Genomic DNA, 15997 nt, shown 5'->3' on the forward strand with positions numbered 1-15997 from the left:
GAACATGAGGAGAAGATTGGCATGAGCGCTCAACGCAATGGAGGATGCCTGTGCGGCTCGGTACGCTTTGTCGCCCTGGGCGAGCCGATGCGCACCTTGCAATGCCACTGCAGGTTCTGCCAGCGAATGACGGGCTCCACGTCGTACGCGGAGTCGATGTATGCGGTGGATGCGGTCGAGTTCTCGGGCGAGCCGATGTCGCGGTACTCGCATCGATCGGAAAGCAGTTCAAGGCAGGTGCATGTTCATTTCTGCCCCAAGTGCGGCACCACGATCACTCTCACATTCGAGCGTTGGCCCGAGTATCGAGCAATCTCTCGTGGGGCTTTCGACGATCCGAACTCGGTTTCGATCAGCTCGCATATCTGGACCAGCTCCGCGCAGACCGGCGTGGTGCTTCCTGCGGGAACAGACTGCTTCGAGTTTGCCCGCGCCGACCTGGCAGGCTCGCCTCAGGCTCCCGCGCGCTTCGATGCGCCGCAGATGGCGCGCACCGGCGCCTCGGATCCCCCGCCTTAAAGACAAGCAGGCGATCTGCCCCCGCCTTTGCCTGCCTCGCGCTCCGGCAGCATGAGCGCGAACAGTTCGCTGCGAAAGTGGATTCCGAGCCTGCCGAAAGCGCGGTTGCGATAGGTCTTGACCGTGGGCAGCGCGAGGCCCATGTCCGATGCGATGCCCTCCTGGGTCATGCCGCGCAGCAGCCGAAGGCACACGTTCAACTCCTGCGTCGTGAGGGCCGGACAACAAACCAGCAGCCGCGCCCTGAGTTCGTCGGCCGCGTCGGCCACGTCGACGCGTATCAGGGCGATGTGCTTGCGCGTGAGTGCCATGAGCAGCCGCCCGGCAACGCCGAAGTCCGCCAGTTGCGCATCGCTGAGCGGACGCTGGTGGGTATGCCGATAAAAATTGACTGCAAACAGCGCGTCGCCGCAAGCAGCGGGCTCCTCCTCGACCACGGAGACGCGCTCCACCACCCCATGGGCTTCGTACACCTTGGCACGATGTTCAGCAGGCACTTCCGGCGCGGTGATATGGCACACGCGCAGTTGCGGAGCACTCGCTTCGCGCAAGGTGCGGTCGCTTCGAATGGGGCCCGAGAGGTAGGCGCGCCAACATTCCTGGGTGGTGTCGGGCATTCCCCGGCTGCCGCTCAGAAAGATCGCCGGCCGCGACCCCGTGCGGTAGACCGAAAACGAGCCCACCGGCAGTGCCGACGCCATGGCCTCGAGAAGGCAGGCCCCGAAGCCCAGCTCGCCCACCGCGGGCACCACCATCGGCAGGCACTGCAACAGCGGCGCTCCGACGGGTTTGGCGGGCAGATCGGGAATCCAGGTGCGCATGGGGCAATACGGGGAATCCCGTCATCTTCCGGGATGACAGCGCTGCCCGGCCACCGGACTTACGCTAGGGCATGGCTTCCCTTCTTCAGCAAAACGATCCGCTTGCCGCACCTCGGCTCACCTGGTTTGCCGACGTATCCGTAGAAGTGGGCGAGCCGTTGGTGCTCAGCGAAGGCGCTCAGGGGCTGCGCCGTGTGGTGCCCATTTTGGGTGGCCATGCCAAGGGTGATGGCTGGAACGGACGAGTACTGCCAGGCGGCGCCGATTTTCAGCGCATCGCGAGCGAGACGGTCTCGGAGCTGGACGCGCGCTACGGCTTGGAGACGGACGCGGGCGACCGCATCTATGTGCGCAACCGCGCAATGCGCACGGCGCCGGCCGAGGTGATGGCGCAACTGCTGCGCGGCGATCCCGTGGACCCTGCGCAGGTCTATTTCCGCTGTGCGCCTTCGTTCGAAACGCGCAGCGAATCGCTGCGCTGGATCACCGAGCGGATGTTCGTCGGTGTCGGCGTGCGCCACCCGGCCCAGGTCGTCATGCGCTTCTTCGCGCTGCAGTGATCCAACGCGCCAGCCACCACTTAATTTCAATACCGACAGGAGACCTGAATGACAACCGCGCTTACCACGGGCGCGCGCCGCCGCGCGCTCATTGCCGCCACCACGCTGATCGGGCTCGGCGGCATGTCGTGGGCGTCGCAGGCGCTCGCCCAGACAGCCGCTTATCCCCAGCGGCCGGTGCGCCTCGTTGTCGGCTTCCCGGCCGGCAGCGGTCCGGACATCGTGGCGCGGCTGCTGGCCCAGAAGCTGTCCGAGGGGTGGGGAAACCTCGGCGTCATCGTCGACAACAAGCCGGGCGCCGGCGGGTTGATCGCCGCCTCTGAAGTGGCCCGCGCACAGCCCGACGGCTACACGATCATGCTCGGCGAGACCGGCCAGCTGGCCATTGCGCCCAGCAGCTACAGCAAGCTCTCCTACGACCCGAAGAAGGACTTCGTGCCCGTCAGCCAGGTGGTCACCTCCAACTTCATGCTGGTGGTCAACCCTGCCAAGGTGCCGGCGCGCGACGTGAAGCAGTTCGTTGAGTGGAGCCGCGCACAGAAGGGACTGTTCATGGGCACCTTCGGCGCAGGCACGCCAGGCCACTTCGGCGCCTTTCTCTTCGGTGATGCCATCGGCATCAAGCCGGAGCCGGTGCACTACAAGACCACGGGCGATGCGCTGGGCGGCCTGTTCAGCGGCGATGTGTCGGGTGCCTTCGCGAGCGTGGGCCTGTCGGCAGCCAACGTGAAGGCCGGCAAGCTATTGGCACTGGCCTCCAGCGGCGATACGCGCAGCGCCAGCCTGCCCGACGTTCCGACCTTTCGCGAGCAAGGCTTTCCGCAGCTGGCCTTCAACTCATGGTTCGGCGTCGTCGCGCCGGCCAGGACGCCGCCCGAAATCATCGCCCGGCTCGAGACCGACATCCGCAAGGCCGTTCAGTCGGCCGAAGGCAAGGCCAAGCTGGAGGATGCGGGCTTCAGCGTTACCGGCACCACGTCGAAGGAGTTCGCCCGCGTGATCGCCGCGGACACGGCGAGCTGGGGCAAGGTGGTCGCTGCAACGGGCTTCAAGGCGGATTGAGCCCGCAGGCCCGAACTACCTCAGCTCGTTGTTCAAAAAAAATTGACCAGCGGACGAGAGCCGGCGGTGCGGCGCATAGATCACTGAAAACGAGCGCTGATTTATGCCGTGACACTGCGGTTTCGCGCAACGATTTGCGCGTGCGTCAGCGCTCCGCCTGCTGATGCAAACTCCTTCATCAAGGCATCCCGATTGCGGGGCGCGCGGTCCTTTTCCGCTGCTTCGATCGCCAGCTTCAAATCACCGATGGCCAACTCGGTGCAGTACGCGGGCGTCCCCGGCTGTTGGCGCCAGGAGTCCTGAAGGCTCCCGGCGTCCAGCGCGTCGAACCCTGTTTGATCGACCAACTGCCGGGCTGTCGCCGTTGCCTTCGCATCGTCTCCAGCCACGGGAATCGCGAGACGACTGGGCGTACCTGCAGGCCTTCCTCCCTCTTCCAAGGTCGCAGCCAGAACAGCGTTCCATGCTTTCACCACGGGACGTCCGATCTGTTCCTGGCTCCATACGCTTTCGGGCTTTCCGGCGTCCACCTCGGCAATCGCGCCATCGCGAGACGGATAGTAATTGGACGTATCGATGACCACGACCTCGGGCGCCACGTTCTCGAACAAGCTCGCGAGGTCTCGATGGCTTGCAAACGGAATCGCAAGGATGACGACCTCGGCATCGGCCACCGCGTTTTCCTTGGTCACCGGCGTGGCACCGACTTCGGCGGCGAGGTCCCGGATGGTTTGCGGCCCCTTCGAGTTGGCAAGCCTGACGTCATGGGCACTGGCTGCGAGCTTGCGGGCGAGGCACGCGCCGATATTGCCGGCGCCGATGATTCCGATCTTCATGCTCTTTCTCTCCCCGCACTCAGTCGGCGTATTCACCGGCGTCCTTGATGACCTTCGCCCAGCGGGTCTTCTCGGCTTCCACGAACTTCCTGTGGCCCGCCGGGGCCAGGCGGTCGTCATTTACTACGGTGAGGCCCAGCGCCTCTTCACGCTTGATGAGTTCCGGATCCTTCAAAGCGACGCGAAGCGCCGCGTTCAGCTTGTCCAGCACCGCGGGCGGCGTTCCCTTGGGCGCATACAAGCCGTGCCAGACCTGCACGTCGAAGTCCTTGAGCCCGGATTCCGACAGCGTGGCGGTGTCCTTGAGCGACGGCAGCGGCAGGCGCTTGAGGCTGGTTACGCCGTAGACCTTGACCTTCTTGCCCTCGATCTGCGGAACAGCGTTGGTGGCCTGCTCGCACATGAGATCGACCTGCCCGCCAATGAGGTCCGTCATGGCCGGCGCGGTTCCCTTGTACGGTACCGCGGTCATGGTGGTCTTCAAGGCGCTTTGGAACATCAAGCCGCACAGGTGCGACGCAGAGCCCAGCCCCGCATGGGCCAGGTTGACCTTTCCGCCGTTCGTGGCAATCCACTTGCGCAAGTCCGCGAAGTTGTTGGCTTCCAGGGTCGGCTTGCCGATCACCACCGAAGGCGCCTCGTTGATCACGCCCAGCATTTCGAAGTCATCGGGCACCTTGTAAGAGAGCTTGCGATACAACGCCGGCGCGGTTGCCATGCCAATGTGATGCACCAGCAGCGTGTAGCCGTCCGGCGCGGCGCGCGCCACCTTGGCCGAGCCGATGGTGCCGCCCGCACCGGCAGCGTTTTCGACGACCACGGTCTGGCCGAGTGGCTTGCGAAGTGCCTCGGCCAGGTCGCGGGCAATCTTGTCGCTCGGGCCGCCGGCCGCGAACGGGACCACCAGCGTGACGGGCTTGTCGGGAAACTCTGCAGAGGCCAACGTGGCCGAAGCGAACAGGCCGATGCCGGCGGCGTAGCGCCAAATGCTCTTCATGGTGTTGTCTCCTTGGGTGGGTTATTTGCTTCAGGCTGAAAGCGCTTGCATCTCCCGGTACAGATCGGCTTTGCCCTCGAAGCCGATCCCCGGCAAGTCAGGCAGGGTCACAAAGCTGTTTTCGACCTTCACGCCATCCGGGAACCCGCCGAACGGCTGAAACAGGTCAGGATACGACTCATTGCCGCCGAGGCCAAGGCCGGCCGCAATGTTCAGCGACATTTGGTGACCGCCGTGCGGGATGCAGCGGCTTGCCGACCAGCCATGTTCCTTCAACATCTCCAGCGTGCGCAGGTACTCGACCAGGCCGTAGCTGAGCGCGCAATCGAACTGCAGCCAATCGCGGTCCGGGCGCATGCCGCCGTAGCGGATCAGGTTGCGCGCATCCTGCATCGAGAAAAGATCTTCCCCCGTGGCCATCGGATTCTTGTAGAAATTGCGGAGGGCCGCTTGCAGTTCGAAGTCCAACGGATCACCCGGCTCCTCGTACCAGAACAGGTCGTACTGCGACAGGGCCTTGGCATAGGCAATCGCGGTTTCCAGGTCGAAGCGGCCGTTGGCGTCGACGCAGAGCTTCTGGCCGTCTTGCAGCACTTCCATGATCGAGTCGATGCGGCGCAGGTCTTCGTCGAGAGAGGCCCCGCCGATCTTCTTCTTCACGACCGTGTAGCCGCGGTCGATGTAGCTGCGCATCTCGTCCTTCAGCTTTCCATGGTCTTGCCCCGGGTAGTAGTAGCCGCCCGCTGCGTAGACGAAGATCTTGCGGTTGGGCTTGCCGTCGCCGTAGCGGTCGGCCAGCAACTGAAACAGCGGCTTGCCTTCGATCTTGGCCACCGCGTCCCACACCGCCATGTCGATGGTGCCGATGGCCACAGACCGCTCGCCATGGCCGCCCGGCTTCTCATTGGTGAACATCGTGTTCCAGATCTTGTGCGGATCGAGGTTGTTGCCGCTGTCATCGACGAGGGACGACGGGTTCGCTTCCATGATGCGCGGGATGAACCGCTCGCGCATCAGCTTGCCCTGGCCGTAGCGGCCGTTGGAGTTGAAGCCGTAGCCGACGACCGGCTTGCCATCGCGGATCACGTCGGTGATCACTGCGACAAGGCTCAGCGTCATCTTGCTAAAGTCGATGTAGGCGTTGCGAATGGGCGAGCTGATGGGGATGGTCTTCTCGCGGATTTCGACGATCTTCACGGTTGTCTCCAGAACGGGTGAGTGGGAGACTGAATGGTCGGCCGTGCCGTCTTTTTCTGCCAATGTTCAATTTCTCAACTTCTATGCGCTGGACGAACCGGACATGAACCTGATCTGGCTTGACGACTTCCTGGCGTTGGCGGCAACCGGAAATTTCTCGCGTGCGGCAGATGAGCGCCATAGCTCCCAACCCGCATTCAGCCGCCGCATTCGTGCGCTGGAAGAGTGGATCGGCGCCGACCTGTTCGACCGCAGCACGCAGCCCGCCACGCTCACCGAAGTTGGCGAGTGGTTTGCCGGCGTGGCGCAGGAATTGATCGCGAGGGTGGCCCGCGTACCGGGCGACGCCAGGAAGGTTGCAGAGGCGAGTTCGGTGACCCTGCGCATTGCGTGCACGCATGCGCTTTCCATGACCTTCCTGCCGCGATGGATTCGCAGCCTCGAGTCGAGCATCACGCTTGGGCCGGTGCAGCTCATGTCCGATGTGCTTCAGCGTTGCGAATCTCTGATGCTGCAGAGCAAGGTCCAGTTTGTTCTGAGCCACGCACACCCTGATGCGCATGGCGCGCTCGATGCAGACACATACAAATCAGCCCGGATCGGCGGGGACATGCTGGTCGCAGTGTCCGCACCCAATGGCGCCGGCAAGCCGCTGCACCAGCTTTCACGCAAGGGCGCATCGGCCGTGCCGGTGCTCTTTTACAGCGAGGAATCGGGGCTGGGGCGCATCATGCGTGCCTTGGTCAGCCGGCGGCTGGAGTCGCTGAATGTCCAGGTCGTTTTCACGGCCCACCTCGCCTCGGTGCTCCGGACGATGGCGCTGGACGGCAGGGGCATCGCATGGCTGCCGCAGACCCTCGTGGAAGAAGACATCGGCCAAGGGCGCCTTGTTGCCGCAGCGAGCAGCGAGTGGGCCGTTCCGCTGGAGATCAGGCTCTACCGGGACAGTGAGCTCCTGGGGAAGGCGGCGAATGAGTTCTGGAGTGCTGCGATCAGGGGGTGAGCGACAGCGTTTAGTTGAGAATGGATGCGCTATGCGATACCGCTTCAACGTTTTCGGGCGAATCATTGCCATCGAGCGAGTCGGTGACGAATGGGCGGCTCACCTTTCAGGAAACGACGGCAAGCGTCGGCCCGCAGGCCTCGCGATTCCGTCCGATGTGCCTCCCACCGAGCTGGCGCAGTATCTCTACGACATTTACCACGAGTCTGCGACGCGCACGAACGGCGATGTCTTCGAGATTGCGCCCAGCCAGGACGCATAGCCCATCGTAATTGGCCAAACGCCTGGAGCCGGTACATTTGGGCAGAAAAACCGACGTTCACCTGCGGCAGAATTCCGCCATCGCCGGGAATTGCTCTTTGGTCGCATCAAGTCGACGAGTCACGGTGCCACAGACTTCGCTCGCCAGTTTTTTCAGTCCGCAAACAACCCGCGTTCCCTAGTGGTCCGTCAACTCGATTGCTCGCCCGATGTCGTCGATGTCTCCATGGCTACAGATAGCCGATCTCTTCGATAAGGACGATGGCTCCTTGCCCGACATTTTTGTGGACAACCTGTCCCCTGAACAGATAGAGCAGGTCTACGACTGGGTGATGTCGCAGTGCGTTGTGGTTGGAGATCCTTCCGCTTGGCACGTGACCGAGCAAAAAGACATCCCTCTCAGAGCTGTCCCTGCTCCTGCCAAAGCATTCGTGAATGGTGAGATAGAGACTTTCCGGCATGGGCTGGGCGGCCTAACAATCGGCGGATGCGAGCTGCCTCTGCTGACCGTCAGCCTTGAAACGCCGACCTGCATCTCCTTCGATTACCGAAGTGGTCCGGAATGGAACGAGCGGACGATCACTGCATTTCTCCAGTTTGTCTTGGGTATTCGCGAGCAAGCGCCGAATGCACGCATATGGCGTACCGAGGAGGGCGCGTGGGATCGACCAAGCTCGAAATTCACGGCCGCTCTCAATCAATTGCAGGAAGAAGCGACTGGCTCCGCAGCACAATGGCAACGATGAATACGTCCCAACGAGTTCGCTCCTGGCGGCAGCCGGCCGACGCTGACACTCGGCGTTCTCCCAGCAACAAGGGGCATTCATGGATTCGCCACTAGGAACCATCATCATCTACGCCAGAGACATGCAAAAGGCTGCTGCTTTCTATGCCTGGCATTTCGGCTTCCTTACAGATGGTGAGGTCGTCGAGGGCCTGATCGAACTAAAGCATCCGGGCGGCGGCGCAGGCATGCTCATCCATCAAGCGGCCAAGTCCATCAAACTTGGCCAAGTAGGCGTGAAGCTCAGCTTTCATGTGAAAGACGTGGCAGCCTTTGCCGCACAAGCCAAGCTTCAAGGTCTTGTATTCGGCGCGGTGCACGAAGCCAACGGGTATGCGTTCGCGAATGCGAAAGACCTCGATAAGAATTCCATCAGCATCTCAAGCCGAGCGCACCGTGCTAACGCGGACTAAAGGCAGCTGAGGGCTTCGTTGAAGTCAAGGTGAAGCAGTTCAACGAGCTTGGTCGCCTTGCTCACATGCTGGAATATGCTCGAGGCCCGAGATTCCTCCTTCTTGGCCGATGAAGTTCTCCGACTCCAAACTGCAGTGACTATGCGCGCTTCATTGCGTGAATGAGTGCTATCGAAGGCTAATTCAACCTGAACGGCAAGCTCCTGAAGGCGTGTAGCCCACTATGCGGAAGGGCCTCCGCGCAATGCACGGGCGCGATCTCCAAGCGACAATCGCACGTGTTGAACATGCTGCGGTCCGATGGCTCAATGCTGGCTCCGCTGCCTCATTCGAGAGGACAAATCAGATGGCGAGATTCGTTTTGGTTCCAGGAGGTTGGCACGGGGCATGGGCCTTCGATGATGTGAGCAAGGTGCTATCGAGCGAAGGCCACGACGTGCAGGCGCTCACGCTCTCGGGGCTGGGCAACGAGCCTGCGAACGGGGCCAATCTCGACTGTCATATCGATGAGGTGGTTCAGGCGATTCGCGGGCGCGATACGCATGCCATTCTTGTCGGTCATTCCTATGGAGGAATGGTCATCACCGGCGCGGCTGACAGGGAGCCGTCGCGCGTAGAAGCGATCGTTTATGCCGATGCCTATGTGCCGGACCACGGTGCGTCGGTTTGGTCGCTCACCACCCAGAACTATCGGGAGCGCTTCATCGCGGGCGTAGCGGCGGATGGTTTGAATTGCGTGCCTTCGGCTCATCTTGACAAGCGATGCCGCCCACATCCGATCGCCACCTTTCTGCAGGCGATCAAGTTGACGGGCAATTGGCGCAATGTCCGCAGCAAAGCCTTCATCGCCGCGTTCGGCTGGGAAGAAAGCCCTTTCATCGAGCTGTACGAACGCCTGCGGCTGAACCCTGAATGGGCTACGCATCGTCTCGACTGCGCGCACGATATTCCGCGGCTGGCCCCGGCAGCTTTCGCGAAGATCCTCTTGGAGTACGTGTAGGAACCCGAGCTCTCGTGACATCAACCGAACTCAAGGGCTTCATCCTCACCCGCCACTGGCGTGACACGCCCGCCGGTACGGAGATCGAGTACTGGCTGGCAACCGATGCAGGGCCGAGGAAAGTGTTGCTGACCTCGCGCCGCAGCGTCGCCTTCGTCGCCACCCGGCATCGGGCGGCGGTGGAAGCGCACCTGGCGGCCGCGCCGGACGTGCAGCTGCGTGAGCTTGAACTGAAGACATTCCATCAGGAACCTGTGCTCGGCGTGTATGCGAAGCACTTCCGCCAGCTCGGCCGGTTGGCCCGCGCCCTCCAGGCTCCGGGCATTCCCTTGCTCGAGGCGGACGTGCGCCCGCACGACCGCTACCTGATGGAACGCTTCATCACAGCCGGCGTGCGGGTGGAAGGTGGGCGGGCAGAGCGCGCCACCATCGTCGACTGCAAGCTCAAGCCGGCGCCCGAATACCGTCCCGTGCTGAAGGTCGTGTCGCTGGACATCGAGACGAGCCAGAACGAAGCGCTCTATTCCATTGCGCTGGACGGCACGCCGGAGCGCGTCGTCTTCATGCTGGGCGAGCCGCCACCAGAGCCGCCCTCCGGAACGGACGAATCCCTGGCCTACTCGCTGATCTATTGCGCGTCCCGCAAGGCCATGCTCGAGAAGCTCAACGACTGGTTCGAGCGGAACGACCCCGACGTGATCATCGGCTGGAACGTCATCCAATTTGACCTGCGCGTGCTTCAGAAGACAGCCGACGACTGCGGCGTGCAGTTGCTCCTGGGACGAGAACGCCGCCCGATCGAATGGCGAACTCACCCGGGCAAGCAGGGCTACCTGTTCGCGCCTATGCCGGGCCGAATCGTCATCGACGGCATCGACGCACTCAAGGCCGCGGTATGGAGCTTTCCGTCCTTCAGCCTCGAGACCGTCTCGCAAGCGATGCTCGGTGAAGGCAAGGCCATCGGCGATGAATACGACAAGATGGCGGAGATCGAGCGGCGGTACCAGGAAGACAAGCCCGCGCTCGCGCTCTACAACATCCGCGACTGCGAGCTGGTGCTGCGGATCTTCGACAAAGCCAAGCTGCTGCAGTTCGTGATGGAGCGAGCCCAGACCACCGGCCTGCAGGCCGACCACTTCGGCGGCTCCATTGCCGCGTTCAGCCACCACTACATGCCCCGGATGCACCGCCTGGGCTACGTGGCGCCGAACGTGGGCGAAATCGCGAGCAAGGCCTATCCTGGCGGGTACGTGATGGACTCGAAGCCAGGGTTCTACGACTCGGTCGTGGTGCTGGACTACAAGAGCCTCTATCCCTCCATCATCCGGACTTTCCTGGTCGATCCGGTGGGGCTCGTCGAGGGCTCGAACGCCGGCGACCCGGCCACGTGCGTCAGGGGACCGAAGGGCACCGTCTTTTCGCGCGACAGGCACTGCCTGCCCGCCATCGTGACCACGCTCTGGCACGCCCGGGACGAAGCCAAGGGGGCGAAGAACGAGCCGCTGTCGCAAGCGCTGAAGCTGCTCATGAACTCCTTCGCCGGCGTGCTGGGCGCGGCCGAGTGCCGCTTCTTCAACCCCGAGCTGGTGTCCGCCGTCACCTTGCGCGGGCACGAGATGATGAAGCTCACGCGCGAGTTCGTGGAGAAGCGGGGCTATGAGGCCATCTATGGCGACACCGACTCCATCTTCATCTGGCTCAAGCGCACCCATACCAACGAGGAGGCGCACGCCGTCGCGGCAAGCCTGGCGGCCGACATCAACAGCTGGTGGGCGCATACCCTGCGCGACGAGCAGGGCCTGGAGAGCTTTCTCGAGATCGAGGTGGACACCCACTACAAGAAGTTCTTCATGCCCACCATTCGCGGCTCGGAGGTGGGCAGCAAGAAGCGCTACGCGGGTCTCAGTGTCGATGCCGCAGGCAAGGAGGAGATGGTGTACCGCGGCCTGGAGATGGCGCGCAGCGACTGGACCCCGTTGGCGCGGCAGTTCCAGGAGGGCCTGCTTTCACGCATTTTCCAGGGCGAGCCCTACAGGGAATTCGTGACCGACTATGCGAAGTCGACGCTCGCCGGAGGCAAGGACGACTTGCTCATCTACCGCAAGCGCCTGCGCCATCGGCTCGACGCCTACCTGGTCAACGTGCCGCCGCAGGTGCGCGCCGCTCGCATTGCCGACGAGCACAACGGTCGGATCGGCCGGCCCAAGCAATACCAGAAAGGCGGCTGGATTCAGTACGTCATGACCAGGAACGGGCCAGAGCCGCTGGAAACCCGCCATTCGCACATCGACTACGAACACTATCTGACCAGGCAGCTTCAGCCGATTGCCGACGCCATTCTCCAGCCCATCGGAGAGAGCTTCCTGGCTTTGACGACTTCGCAGCGCGGGCTTTTCTAGCCCACCCCAGCGGCTTACCCGCCCCCGAACTCCCGTGCATGCTCCACCGCATACTTGATCAACTCCGCCTGCCCTTCGATGCCCAGCCGCCTCTTGATGCTCTGCCGGTGCGCCTCCACGGTGCGAACGCTGAGCCCGAGGTCGCGCGCGATCTGTTTGCTCGATTCGCCCCTGCCCAGCGCGGTGAGTATTTCGCTTTCGCGCGGCGTGAGCAGCGGCTTGGGTGCCTGGTTGCGAAACAGCTTTTTTGAAACGGCCGGGCTCAGGAAGGTGCCGCCGGCCGACACGGCCTCTATGGCGGCAACGATCTCGGCGGCGGGCGCGTCTTTCAGCACGTAGCCGCGCGCGCCGACCTGCAAGGCCTTCTGCACGTACTCGGGGTTGTCGTACATGCTGAGCATCACCACATGCGGCGCGGGCTGGCGTTGCAGCACGAGCGCTGCCAGGTCGATGCCGTTCATGTCTTTCATGCCGACATCCATCAGCAGCAGGTCGGGGCGCAGCTCTTCGACGAGCGCAAGCGCCTCGGCTGCGCTGCCCGCCTCGCCGACGATCTCGAGGTTGGACATGGAGCCGAGCCGCGCGCGCAGGCCGTCGCGCACCAGCGGGTGGTCGTCGACCAGGAAAAGGCGGATGATTCGGGCGGGGTCTTTCATCGCGTGATCCGGCTAGTCGGGCTTGGCACTCTGGGTCGGCACTTCGGCCACGATGGTTGTTCCGCCTTCGCCGGACCGCACGCTGAGGCGCCCGCCGATCGACTCCATGCGCTCGCGCATGTTGCGCAGGCCGATGCCGCGGCGCGGGTCGAGTTGCATGGCGTCCACATCAAAACCCTCGCCGTCATCGCCAATTTCGAGCCGCACGCCGTCTTCGTCCGAGAAGCCGAGGGCAATGTGCACGCGGTTCGCCTTTGCATGCTTGCGCACGTTGGTCAGCGCCTCTTGCGTGACGCGGAAGAGCGCTGTCTTGGCTTCTTGCGAGAGCTCGAAGGCCTCGCCTTCGATCATGATGGACGCATCGATGGCGCCCTCTTCCGCAAACTCGTCGCCCAGTCGTTGCAGCGCGGCGGGCAGGCCAAGGGTGTCGAGCAGCGCCGGGCGCAGGCGGTGCGAAATGCGGCGCACTTCGAGCAGCGAATCGTTGAGCCTTTGCAGCGCCTTGGTCAGTGCGGGTGGTGCGGCCTGGCTTTCACGGTCGAGCGCGTCCACGGCGGATTCGATGAGCAGCTTGGCGGACACCAGCGTCTGGCTGGTGCCGTCGTGCAGCTCTCGCGCCAGATGGCCGCGCTCTTCTTCTTGCGACTGGACCACGCGCCGCGCGAGCAGCCGCAGCTTGGCCTCGGCCACGCGGTGTTCGCTGAGATTGAGCAGCAGCCCGGTGGCGCTCACCACGCCCAGGCAGAGCGCGGCAATGCCGGCAATCCACAGCAGCGTGGTGGTGACATTGGCGCTCATCTGCCGGTCGAGCGCCTGCATGGTGGTTTCGATGTCGTCCAGGTACAGGCCGGTGCCGACCATCCAGTTCCAGCGCGGCAGCGCGGTCACGTAGCCGAGCTTTGGCGCCATCTGCTCGCTGGAGGGTTTGCGCCATTCGTATTCGACATAGCCGCCGCCCGCGCGCGCCCCCGCAATCAGGTCTTGTATGGTGAAGCGGCCGCGGGAGTCGCGCATGTCCCAGAGGTTCTTGCCCACGAGGTCGGGCTGGCGCGAATGCATGAGTGAGCGGCCCTGCATGTCGTAGACGAAGAAGTAGCCATCGTCGCCGTAGTCGAGCGCGGCCAGGCGGCGCAGGGCCTCGTTGCGGGTTTCTTCGTCGTCCAGCCCCGCGTCGTACAGCGGCCGCACGATGCTTACCGCCAGGTCGACATAGCTGCGCAGTTCGCTGCGCCGCTGGTCCATGTAGCTTTTCTCGATGAGGGCACGCTCGCGCCGCGCCAGGTCATGCTCCTGGTGGCGCACCGCCAGGGCAACCAGCACCAGCGCGATGAGCAGCGGTGCAACGGCCAGCGCGACGATCTTGGTGCGGAGGTTCATCGGGGGAGAAGACTACCACCGGGGCGAGGTCTGTCCTGCCCGATAAAGCGCTGGACTGATCAGTGCAGGCTGGTGGGCCGGCCCGATGCCACCCATGCATCGAGCCCGCCGGTGAGCGGGAGCGCGCGGCGCGCACCGCGGGCCAGCAGCACGCGCGCGGCCTGGGCGGCCGACACCTCGTTGGGGCAATTGCAGTAAAGCACCACGTCGCGCCCGCCGATAACCGGCAGTTCTCCGTGCCGCTGCTGCAGCGCCTTGAGCGTGTACGACAGCGCACCCGGAATGCGGCGCGGGTCGACCTGCAGGCCCGCCTCGCCGCGCACGTCGATGACCAGCGGCGGCGCTTCGCCGGCCAGAAGATCGTGCAGCTCGTCCACGGTGATGCGCGACATGCCGGTGAGCCGCATGAACGCGCGGCGGCGCCAGTAGCGCACCACCAGCATCACGGCCAGCACCACCACCAGCGCGAGCGTTGCGATGCCGCCGGCCTGCGCGAGCATGGCCAGCACCTCCTGGATCTGCTCGCGAAAGGCCCAGCCAAGCCCCAGGAAAACGCCGGTCCAGATGAGCGCGGCACCAATGTCGAACCCGATGAAGCGCCAGACCGACATGCCCAGCGCGCCGGCCATCGGCGGCGCCACCACCGAGACGCCGGGCACGAACTTGGCGGCCACCAGCGAGAGGCCGCCCCATCGGCCGATGAGCGATTCGCCGCGCCGCACGCATGAGTCGGGCGACAGCGAGATGCGGCACAGAAGGCGCATGAAACGGTAGCCGAAGCGCCGCCCGGCATAGAACCAGGCGCCGTCGCCCAGCAGGTTGGCCAGCACTGCAGCCAGCACCACGCCCACCACCGAGACGTTGCCTGCCGCCAGCAGCGCGCCCGAAACCACCAGCACGGCTGCGGCGGGCACCGGCAAACCGAGGCGCGCGGCAAAGCTCGCCGCGAAGACGATCGCGATCGCGTTCTGCACCAGCAGCGACATCAGCTGTGCCATGGCAGCACCGCGAGGTGGGGGGTCACTTGTTCGGGGCCTAACGGGGCGCGTCGCCCTTGCGGTATTCGGCCGTGAGCTCGTCGAGCTTCTGCTTCAGGGCAGGGTCGAGCTTGTATTCCGCCGCTGCAAGAGTGGCGTCGAGCTGTTCGGGCCGGCTGGCGCCGAGCAGCGGCGCTGTGATGAGCGGGTTGGCCATGACCCACGCCACCGCCAGCGTGGCCAGCGGCACCCCGGCTTCGTCGGCGAGCTTGTGCAACTGCGTCACGGTGTTGAAGCTACGCTCGTTCCAGTAGCGGTCTTGATACATGCCGCCCGCGGTGCCGAGCGTGAAGCGGGTGTTTTCCTCGGGCTTGGCGCCGGGCTTGTACTTGCCGGTGAGCAGCCCACCGGCCAGCGGGTTGTACGGAATCACGCCCAGGCCTTCTTCGCCTGCGAGCGGCAGCAGCTCGCGCTCTATTTCGCGGAACAGCAGGCTGTAGCGCGGCTGCACCGACACATAGCGCGTGAGCTTGTGCAGCTCGGCCTTGCCGAGTGCGCGGGCCAGCCGGTAGGCCAGGAAGTTGGACACGCCGATGTAGCGCGCGCGGCCGGACTTGACGATGACGTCGAGCGCCTCCAGGCTCTCTTCGAGCGGTGTCTCGCGGTCGTCGCTGTGCAGCTGGTACAGGTCGACATGGTCGGTCTGCAGCCGCTTGAGCGAAGCGTCGATGGCGTCGAGCAGGTGCTTGCGCGATGCACCCTGGTCCCAGCTGTTGGGGCCGACCTTGCCTACGGCCTTTGTGGCCACCACGAAGCGGCGGCGCCCGGTGGGACCTTGCTTTTGCAGCCATCGGCCGATGATCTCTTCGGTGCGACCCGTGGTCTCGACCGTGCCGCCCAGCGGGTACACGTCGGCCGTATCCAGAAAGTTGATGCCGCCTTCCGCGGCCTTGTCGAGGATGCGGTGCGACACGGCCTCGTCGGTCTGCAGGCCGAAGGTCATGGTGCCGAGCGCAAGGCGCGACACGGTCAGGCCCGTGCGGCCGAGCCGGGTGGTGGGAATGCTCATGGTGGTCTCGATCCGAAGCGATGAGAGAGGTGTGGAAGGGCGGCGGTCATCATAGACACGGCCGCG

General features: G+C 64.1%; 17 protein-coding genes. 9 read left to right on the forward strand and 8 right to left on the reverse strand.

Annotated features, from left to right (window positions below; genetic code table 11):
- Window positions 1-21: 21 nt before the first annotated feature.
- A complete protein-coding gene (locus tag GOQ09_RS20360) occupies window positions 22-519 on the forward strand; it encodes a GFA family protein (RefSeq protein ID WP_157615188.1) in 498 nt (165 codons plus the stop codon).
- On the opposite strand, the gene GOQ09_RS20365 is transcribed toward GOQ09_RS20360, so the two are convergent.
- A complete protein-coding gene (locus GOQ09_RS20365; protein WP_242630896.1) occupies window positions 516-1340 on the reverse strand; it encodes a helix-turn-helix transcriptional regulator in 825 nt (274 codons plus the stop codon). The two genes, GOQ09_RS20360 and GOQ09_RS20365, sit on opposite strands and share 4 nt — an antisense overlap.
- Before the next feature lie 71 nt (window positions 1341-1411).
- On the opposite strand from GOQ09_RS20365, the gene GOQ09_RS20370 reads away from it, so the two are divergent.
- Window positions 1412-1900, forward strand: a complete 489-nt coding sequence (locus tag GOQ09_RS20370) for a DUF3237 domain-containing protein (RefSeq protein WP_157615190.1) — start codon at window positions 1412-1414, stop codon at window positions 1898-1900.
- A 48-nt stretch (window positions 1901-1948) separates the two neighbouring features.
- Complete coding sequence (locus GOQ09_RS20375; protein ID WP_207309878.1) at window positions 1949-2962, forward strand: Bug family tripartite tricarboxylate transporter substrate binding protein; 1014 nt, start codon at window positions 1949-1951, stop codon at window positions 2960-2962.
- Between the two features lie 101 nt (window positions 2963-3063).
- On the opposite strand, the gene GOQ09_RS20380 is transcribed toward GOQ09_RS20375, so the two are convergent.
- From GOQ09_RS20380 to GOQ09_RS20390, 3 genes are read right to left on the reverse strand one after another with little or no spacing between them, the layout of a single operon-like run.
- Complete coding sequence (locus GOQ09_RS20380; RefSeq protein ID WP_157615192.1) at window positions 3064-3798, reverse strand: NADPH-dependent F420 reductase; 735 nt, start codon at window positions 3796-3798, stop codon at window positions 3064-3066.
- Between the two features lie 19 nt (window positions 3799-3817).
- Complete coding sequence (locus GOQ09_RS20385) at window positions 3818-4795, reverse strand: tripartite tricarboxylate transporter substrate-binding protein (RefSeq protein ID WP_157615194.1); 978 nt, start codon at window positions 4793-4795, stop codon at window positions 3818-3820.
- A gap of 30 nt (window positions 4796-4825) precedes the next feature.
- Entirely contained in the window at window positions 4826-5992 is a 1167-nt protein-coding gene (locus tag GOQ09_RS20390; protein ID WP_157615196.1) for a mandelate racemase/muconate lactonizing enzyme family protein, read from the reverse strand.
- Between the two features lie 103 nt (window positions 5993-6095).
- On the opposite strand from GOQ09_RS20390, the gene GOQ09_RS20395 reads away from it, so the two are divergent.
- The 6 genes from GOQ09_RS20395 to GOQ09_RS20420 all read left to right on the forward strand — a co-directional run bounded on the left by GOQ09_RS20395 (window position 6096) and on the right by GOQ09_RS20420 (window position 11852).
- Window positions 6096-6995 carry a LysR substrate-binding domain-containing protein gene (locus tag GOQ09_RS20395; protein ID WP_157616784.1) on the forward strand — a complete coding sequence of 300 codons (900 nt, stop codon included), beginning with the start codon at window positions 6096-6098 and terminating at the stop codon, window positions 6993-6995.
- Window positions 6996-7026: 31 nt separating this feature from the next.
- Window positions 7027-7257, forward strand: a complete 231-nt coding sequence (locus tag GOQ09_RS20400; protein WP_157615198.1) for a DUF7661 family protein — start codon at window positions 7027-7029, stop codon at window positions 7255-7257.
- A 208-nt stretch (window positions 7258-7465) separates the two neighbouring features.
- The gene (locus tag GOQ09_RS20405; RefSeq protein WP_157615200.1) at window positions 7466-8002 is read left to right on the forward strand and encodes a hypothetical protein; all 537 of its coding nucleotides are present in this window, start codon (window positions 7466-7468) and stop codon (window positions 8000-8002) included.
- A gap of 79 nt (window positions 8003-8081) precedes the next feature.
- Window positions 8082-8453, forward strand: a complete 372-nt coding sequence (locus GOQ09_RS20410; RefSeq protein WP_157615202.1) for a VOC family protein — start codon at window positions 8082-8084, stop codon at window positions 8451-8453.
- A gap of 346 nt (window positions 8454-8799) precedes the next feature.
- Window positions 8800-9453, forward strand: coding sequence for an alpha/beta fold hydrolase (locus tag GOQ09_RS20415; RefSeq protein WP_157615204.1), 654 nt, complete (start codon window positions 8800-8802; stop codon window positions 9451-9453).
- Window positions 9454-9467: 14 nt separating this feature from the next.
- On the forward strand, window positions 9468-11852 hold the full coding sequence (locus tag GOQ09_RS20420) for a DNA polymerase II (RefSeq protein WP_157615206.1): 2385 nt from the start codon (window positions 9468-9470) through the stop codon (window positions 11850-11852).
- A 14-nt stretch (window positions 11853-11866) separates the two neighbouring features.
- Here GOQ09_RS20420 and GOQ09_RS20425 read toward each other — a convergent pair whose 3' ends face one another.
- Genes GOQ09_RS20425 through GOQ09_RS20440 form a run of 4 tightly spaced genes read right to left on the reverse strand, consistent with a single transcriptional unit; the run spans window position 11867 to window position 15931 of the window.
- Window positions 11867-12508, reverse strand: coding sequence for a response regulator transcription factor (locus tag GOQ09_RS20425; protein ID WP_157615208.1), 642 nt, complete (start codon window positions 12506-12508; stop codon window positions 11867-11869).
- A gap of 12 nt (window positions 12509-12520) precedes the next feature.
- The gene (locus GOQ09_RS20430; protein WP_157615210.1) at window positions 12521-13885 is read right to left on the reverse strand and encodes a cache domain-containing protein; all 1365 of its coding nucleotides are present in this window, start codon (window positions 13883-13885) and stop codon (window positions 12521-12523) included.
- A 59-nt stretch (window positions 13886-13944) separates the two neighbouring features.
- Window positions 13945-14883: a VTT domain-containing protein gene (locus GOQ09_RS20435; protein WP_157615212.1), complete on the reverse strand. Its 939-nt coding sequence runs from the start codon at window positions 14881-14883 to the stop codon at window positions 13945-13947.
- A gap of 37 nt (window positions 14884-14920) precedes the next feature.
- Window positions 14921-15931 carry an aldo/keto reductase gene (locus GOQ09_RS20440; protein ID WP_157615214.1) on the reverse strand — a complete coding sequence of 337 codons (1011 nt, stop codon included), beginning with the start codon at window positions 15929-15931 and terminating at the stop codon, window positions 14921-14923.
- Window positions 15932-15997 lie beyond the last annotated feature (66 nt).

This window comes from Variovorax paradoxus (assembly GCF_009755665.1).
GTDB classification, from domain to species: Bacteria; Pseudomonadota; Gammaproteobacteria; order Burkholderiales; family Burkholderiaceae_C; genus Variovorax; species Variovorax paradoxus_G.

What these genes read in the sequence shown, in the direction of transcription:
- GOQ09_RS20425 (WP_157615208.1), bottom strand. Translation starts at nt 12,508, where the DNA reads ATGAAAGACCCCGCCCGAATCATCCGCCTTTTCCTGGTCGACGACCAC.
- GOQ09_RS20410 (WP_157615202.1), top strand. Translation starts at nt 8,082, where the DNA reads ATGGATTCGCCACTAGGAACCATCATCATCTACGCCAGAGACATGCAA.
- GOQ09_RS20435 (WP_157615212.1), bottom strand. Translation starts at nt 14,883, where the DNA reads ATGGCACAGCTGATGTCGCTGCTGGTGCAGAACGCGATCGCGATCGTC.
- GOQ09_RS20395 (WP_157616784.1), top strand. Translation starts at nt 6,096, where the DNA reads ATGAACCTGATCTGGCTTGACGACTTCCTGGCGTTGGCGGCAACCGGA.
- GOQ09_RS20430 (WP_157615210.1), bottom strand. Translation starts at nt 13,885, where the DNA reads ATGAACCTCCGCACCAAGATCGTCGCGCTGGCCGTTGCACCGCTGCTC.
- GOQ09_RS20405 (WP_157615200.1), top strand. Translation starts at nt 7,466, where the DNA reads ATGTCGTCGATGTCTCCATGGCTACAGATAGCCGATCTCTTCGATAAG.
- GOQ09_RS20415 (WP_157615204.1), top strand. Translation starts at nt 8,800, where the DNA reads ATGGCGAGATTCGTTTTGGTTCCAGGAGGTTGGCACGGGGCATGGGCC.
- GOQ09_RS20375 (WP_207309878.1), top strand. Translation starts at nt 1,949, where the DNA reads ATGACAACCGCGCTTACCACGGGCGCGCGCCGCCGCGCGCTCATTGCC.
- GOQ09_RS20365 (WP_242630896.1), bottom strand. Translation starts at nt 1,340, where the DNA reads ATGCGCACCTGGATTCCCGATCTGCCCGCCAAACCCGTCGGAGCGCCG.
- GOQ09_RS20370 (WP_157615190.1), top strand. Translation starts at nt 1,412, where the DNA reads ATGGCTTCCCTTCTTCAGCAAAACGATCCGCTTGCCGCACCTCGGCTC.
- GOQ09_RS20380 (WP_157615192.1), bottom strand. Translation starts at nt 3,798, where the DNA reads ATGAAGATCGGAATCATCGGCGCCGGCAATATCGGCGCGTGCCTCGCC.
- GOQ09_RS20400 (WP_157615198.1), top strand. Translation starts at nt 7,027, where the DNA reads ATGCGATACCGCTTCAACGTTTTCGGGCGAATCATTGCCATCGAGCGA.
- GOQ09_RS20440 (WP_157615214.1), bottom strand. Translation starts at nt 15,931, where the DNA reads ATGAGCATTCCCACCACCCGGCTCGGCCGCACGGGCCTGACCGTGTCG.
- GOQ09_RS20385 (WP_157615194.1), bottom strand. Translation starts at nt 4,795, where the DNA reads ATGAAGAGCATTTGGCGCTACGCCGCCGGCATCGGCCTGTTCGCTTCG.
- GOQ09_RS20360 (WP_157615188.1), top strand. Translation starts at nt 22, where the DNA reads ATGAGCGCTCAACGCAATGGAGGATGCCTGTGCGGCTCGGTACGCTTT.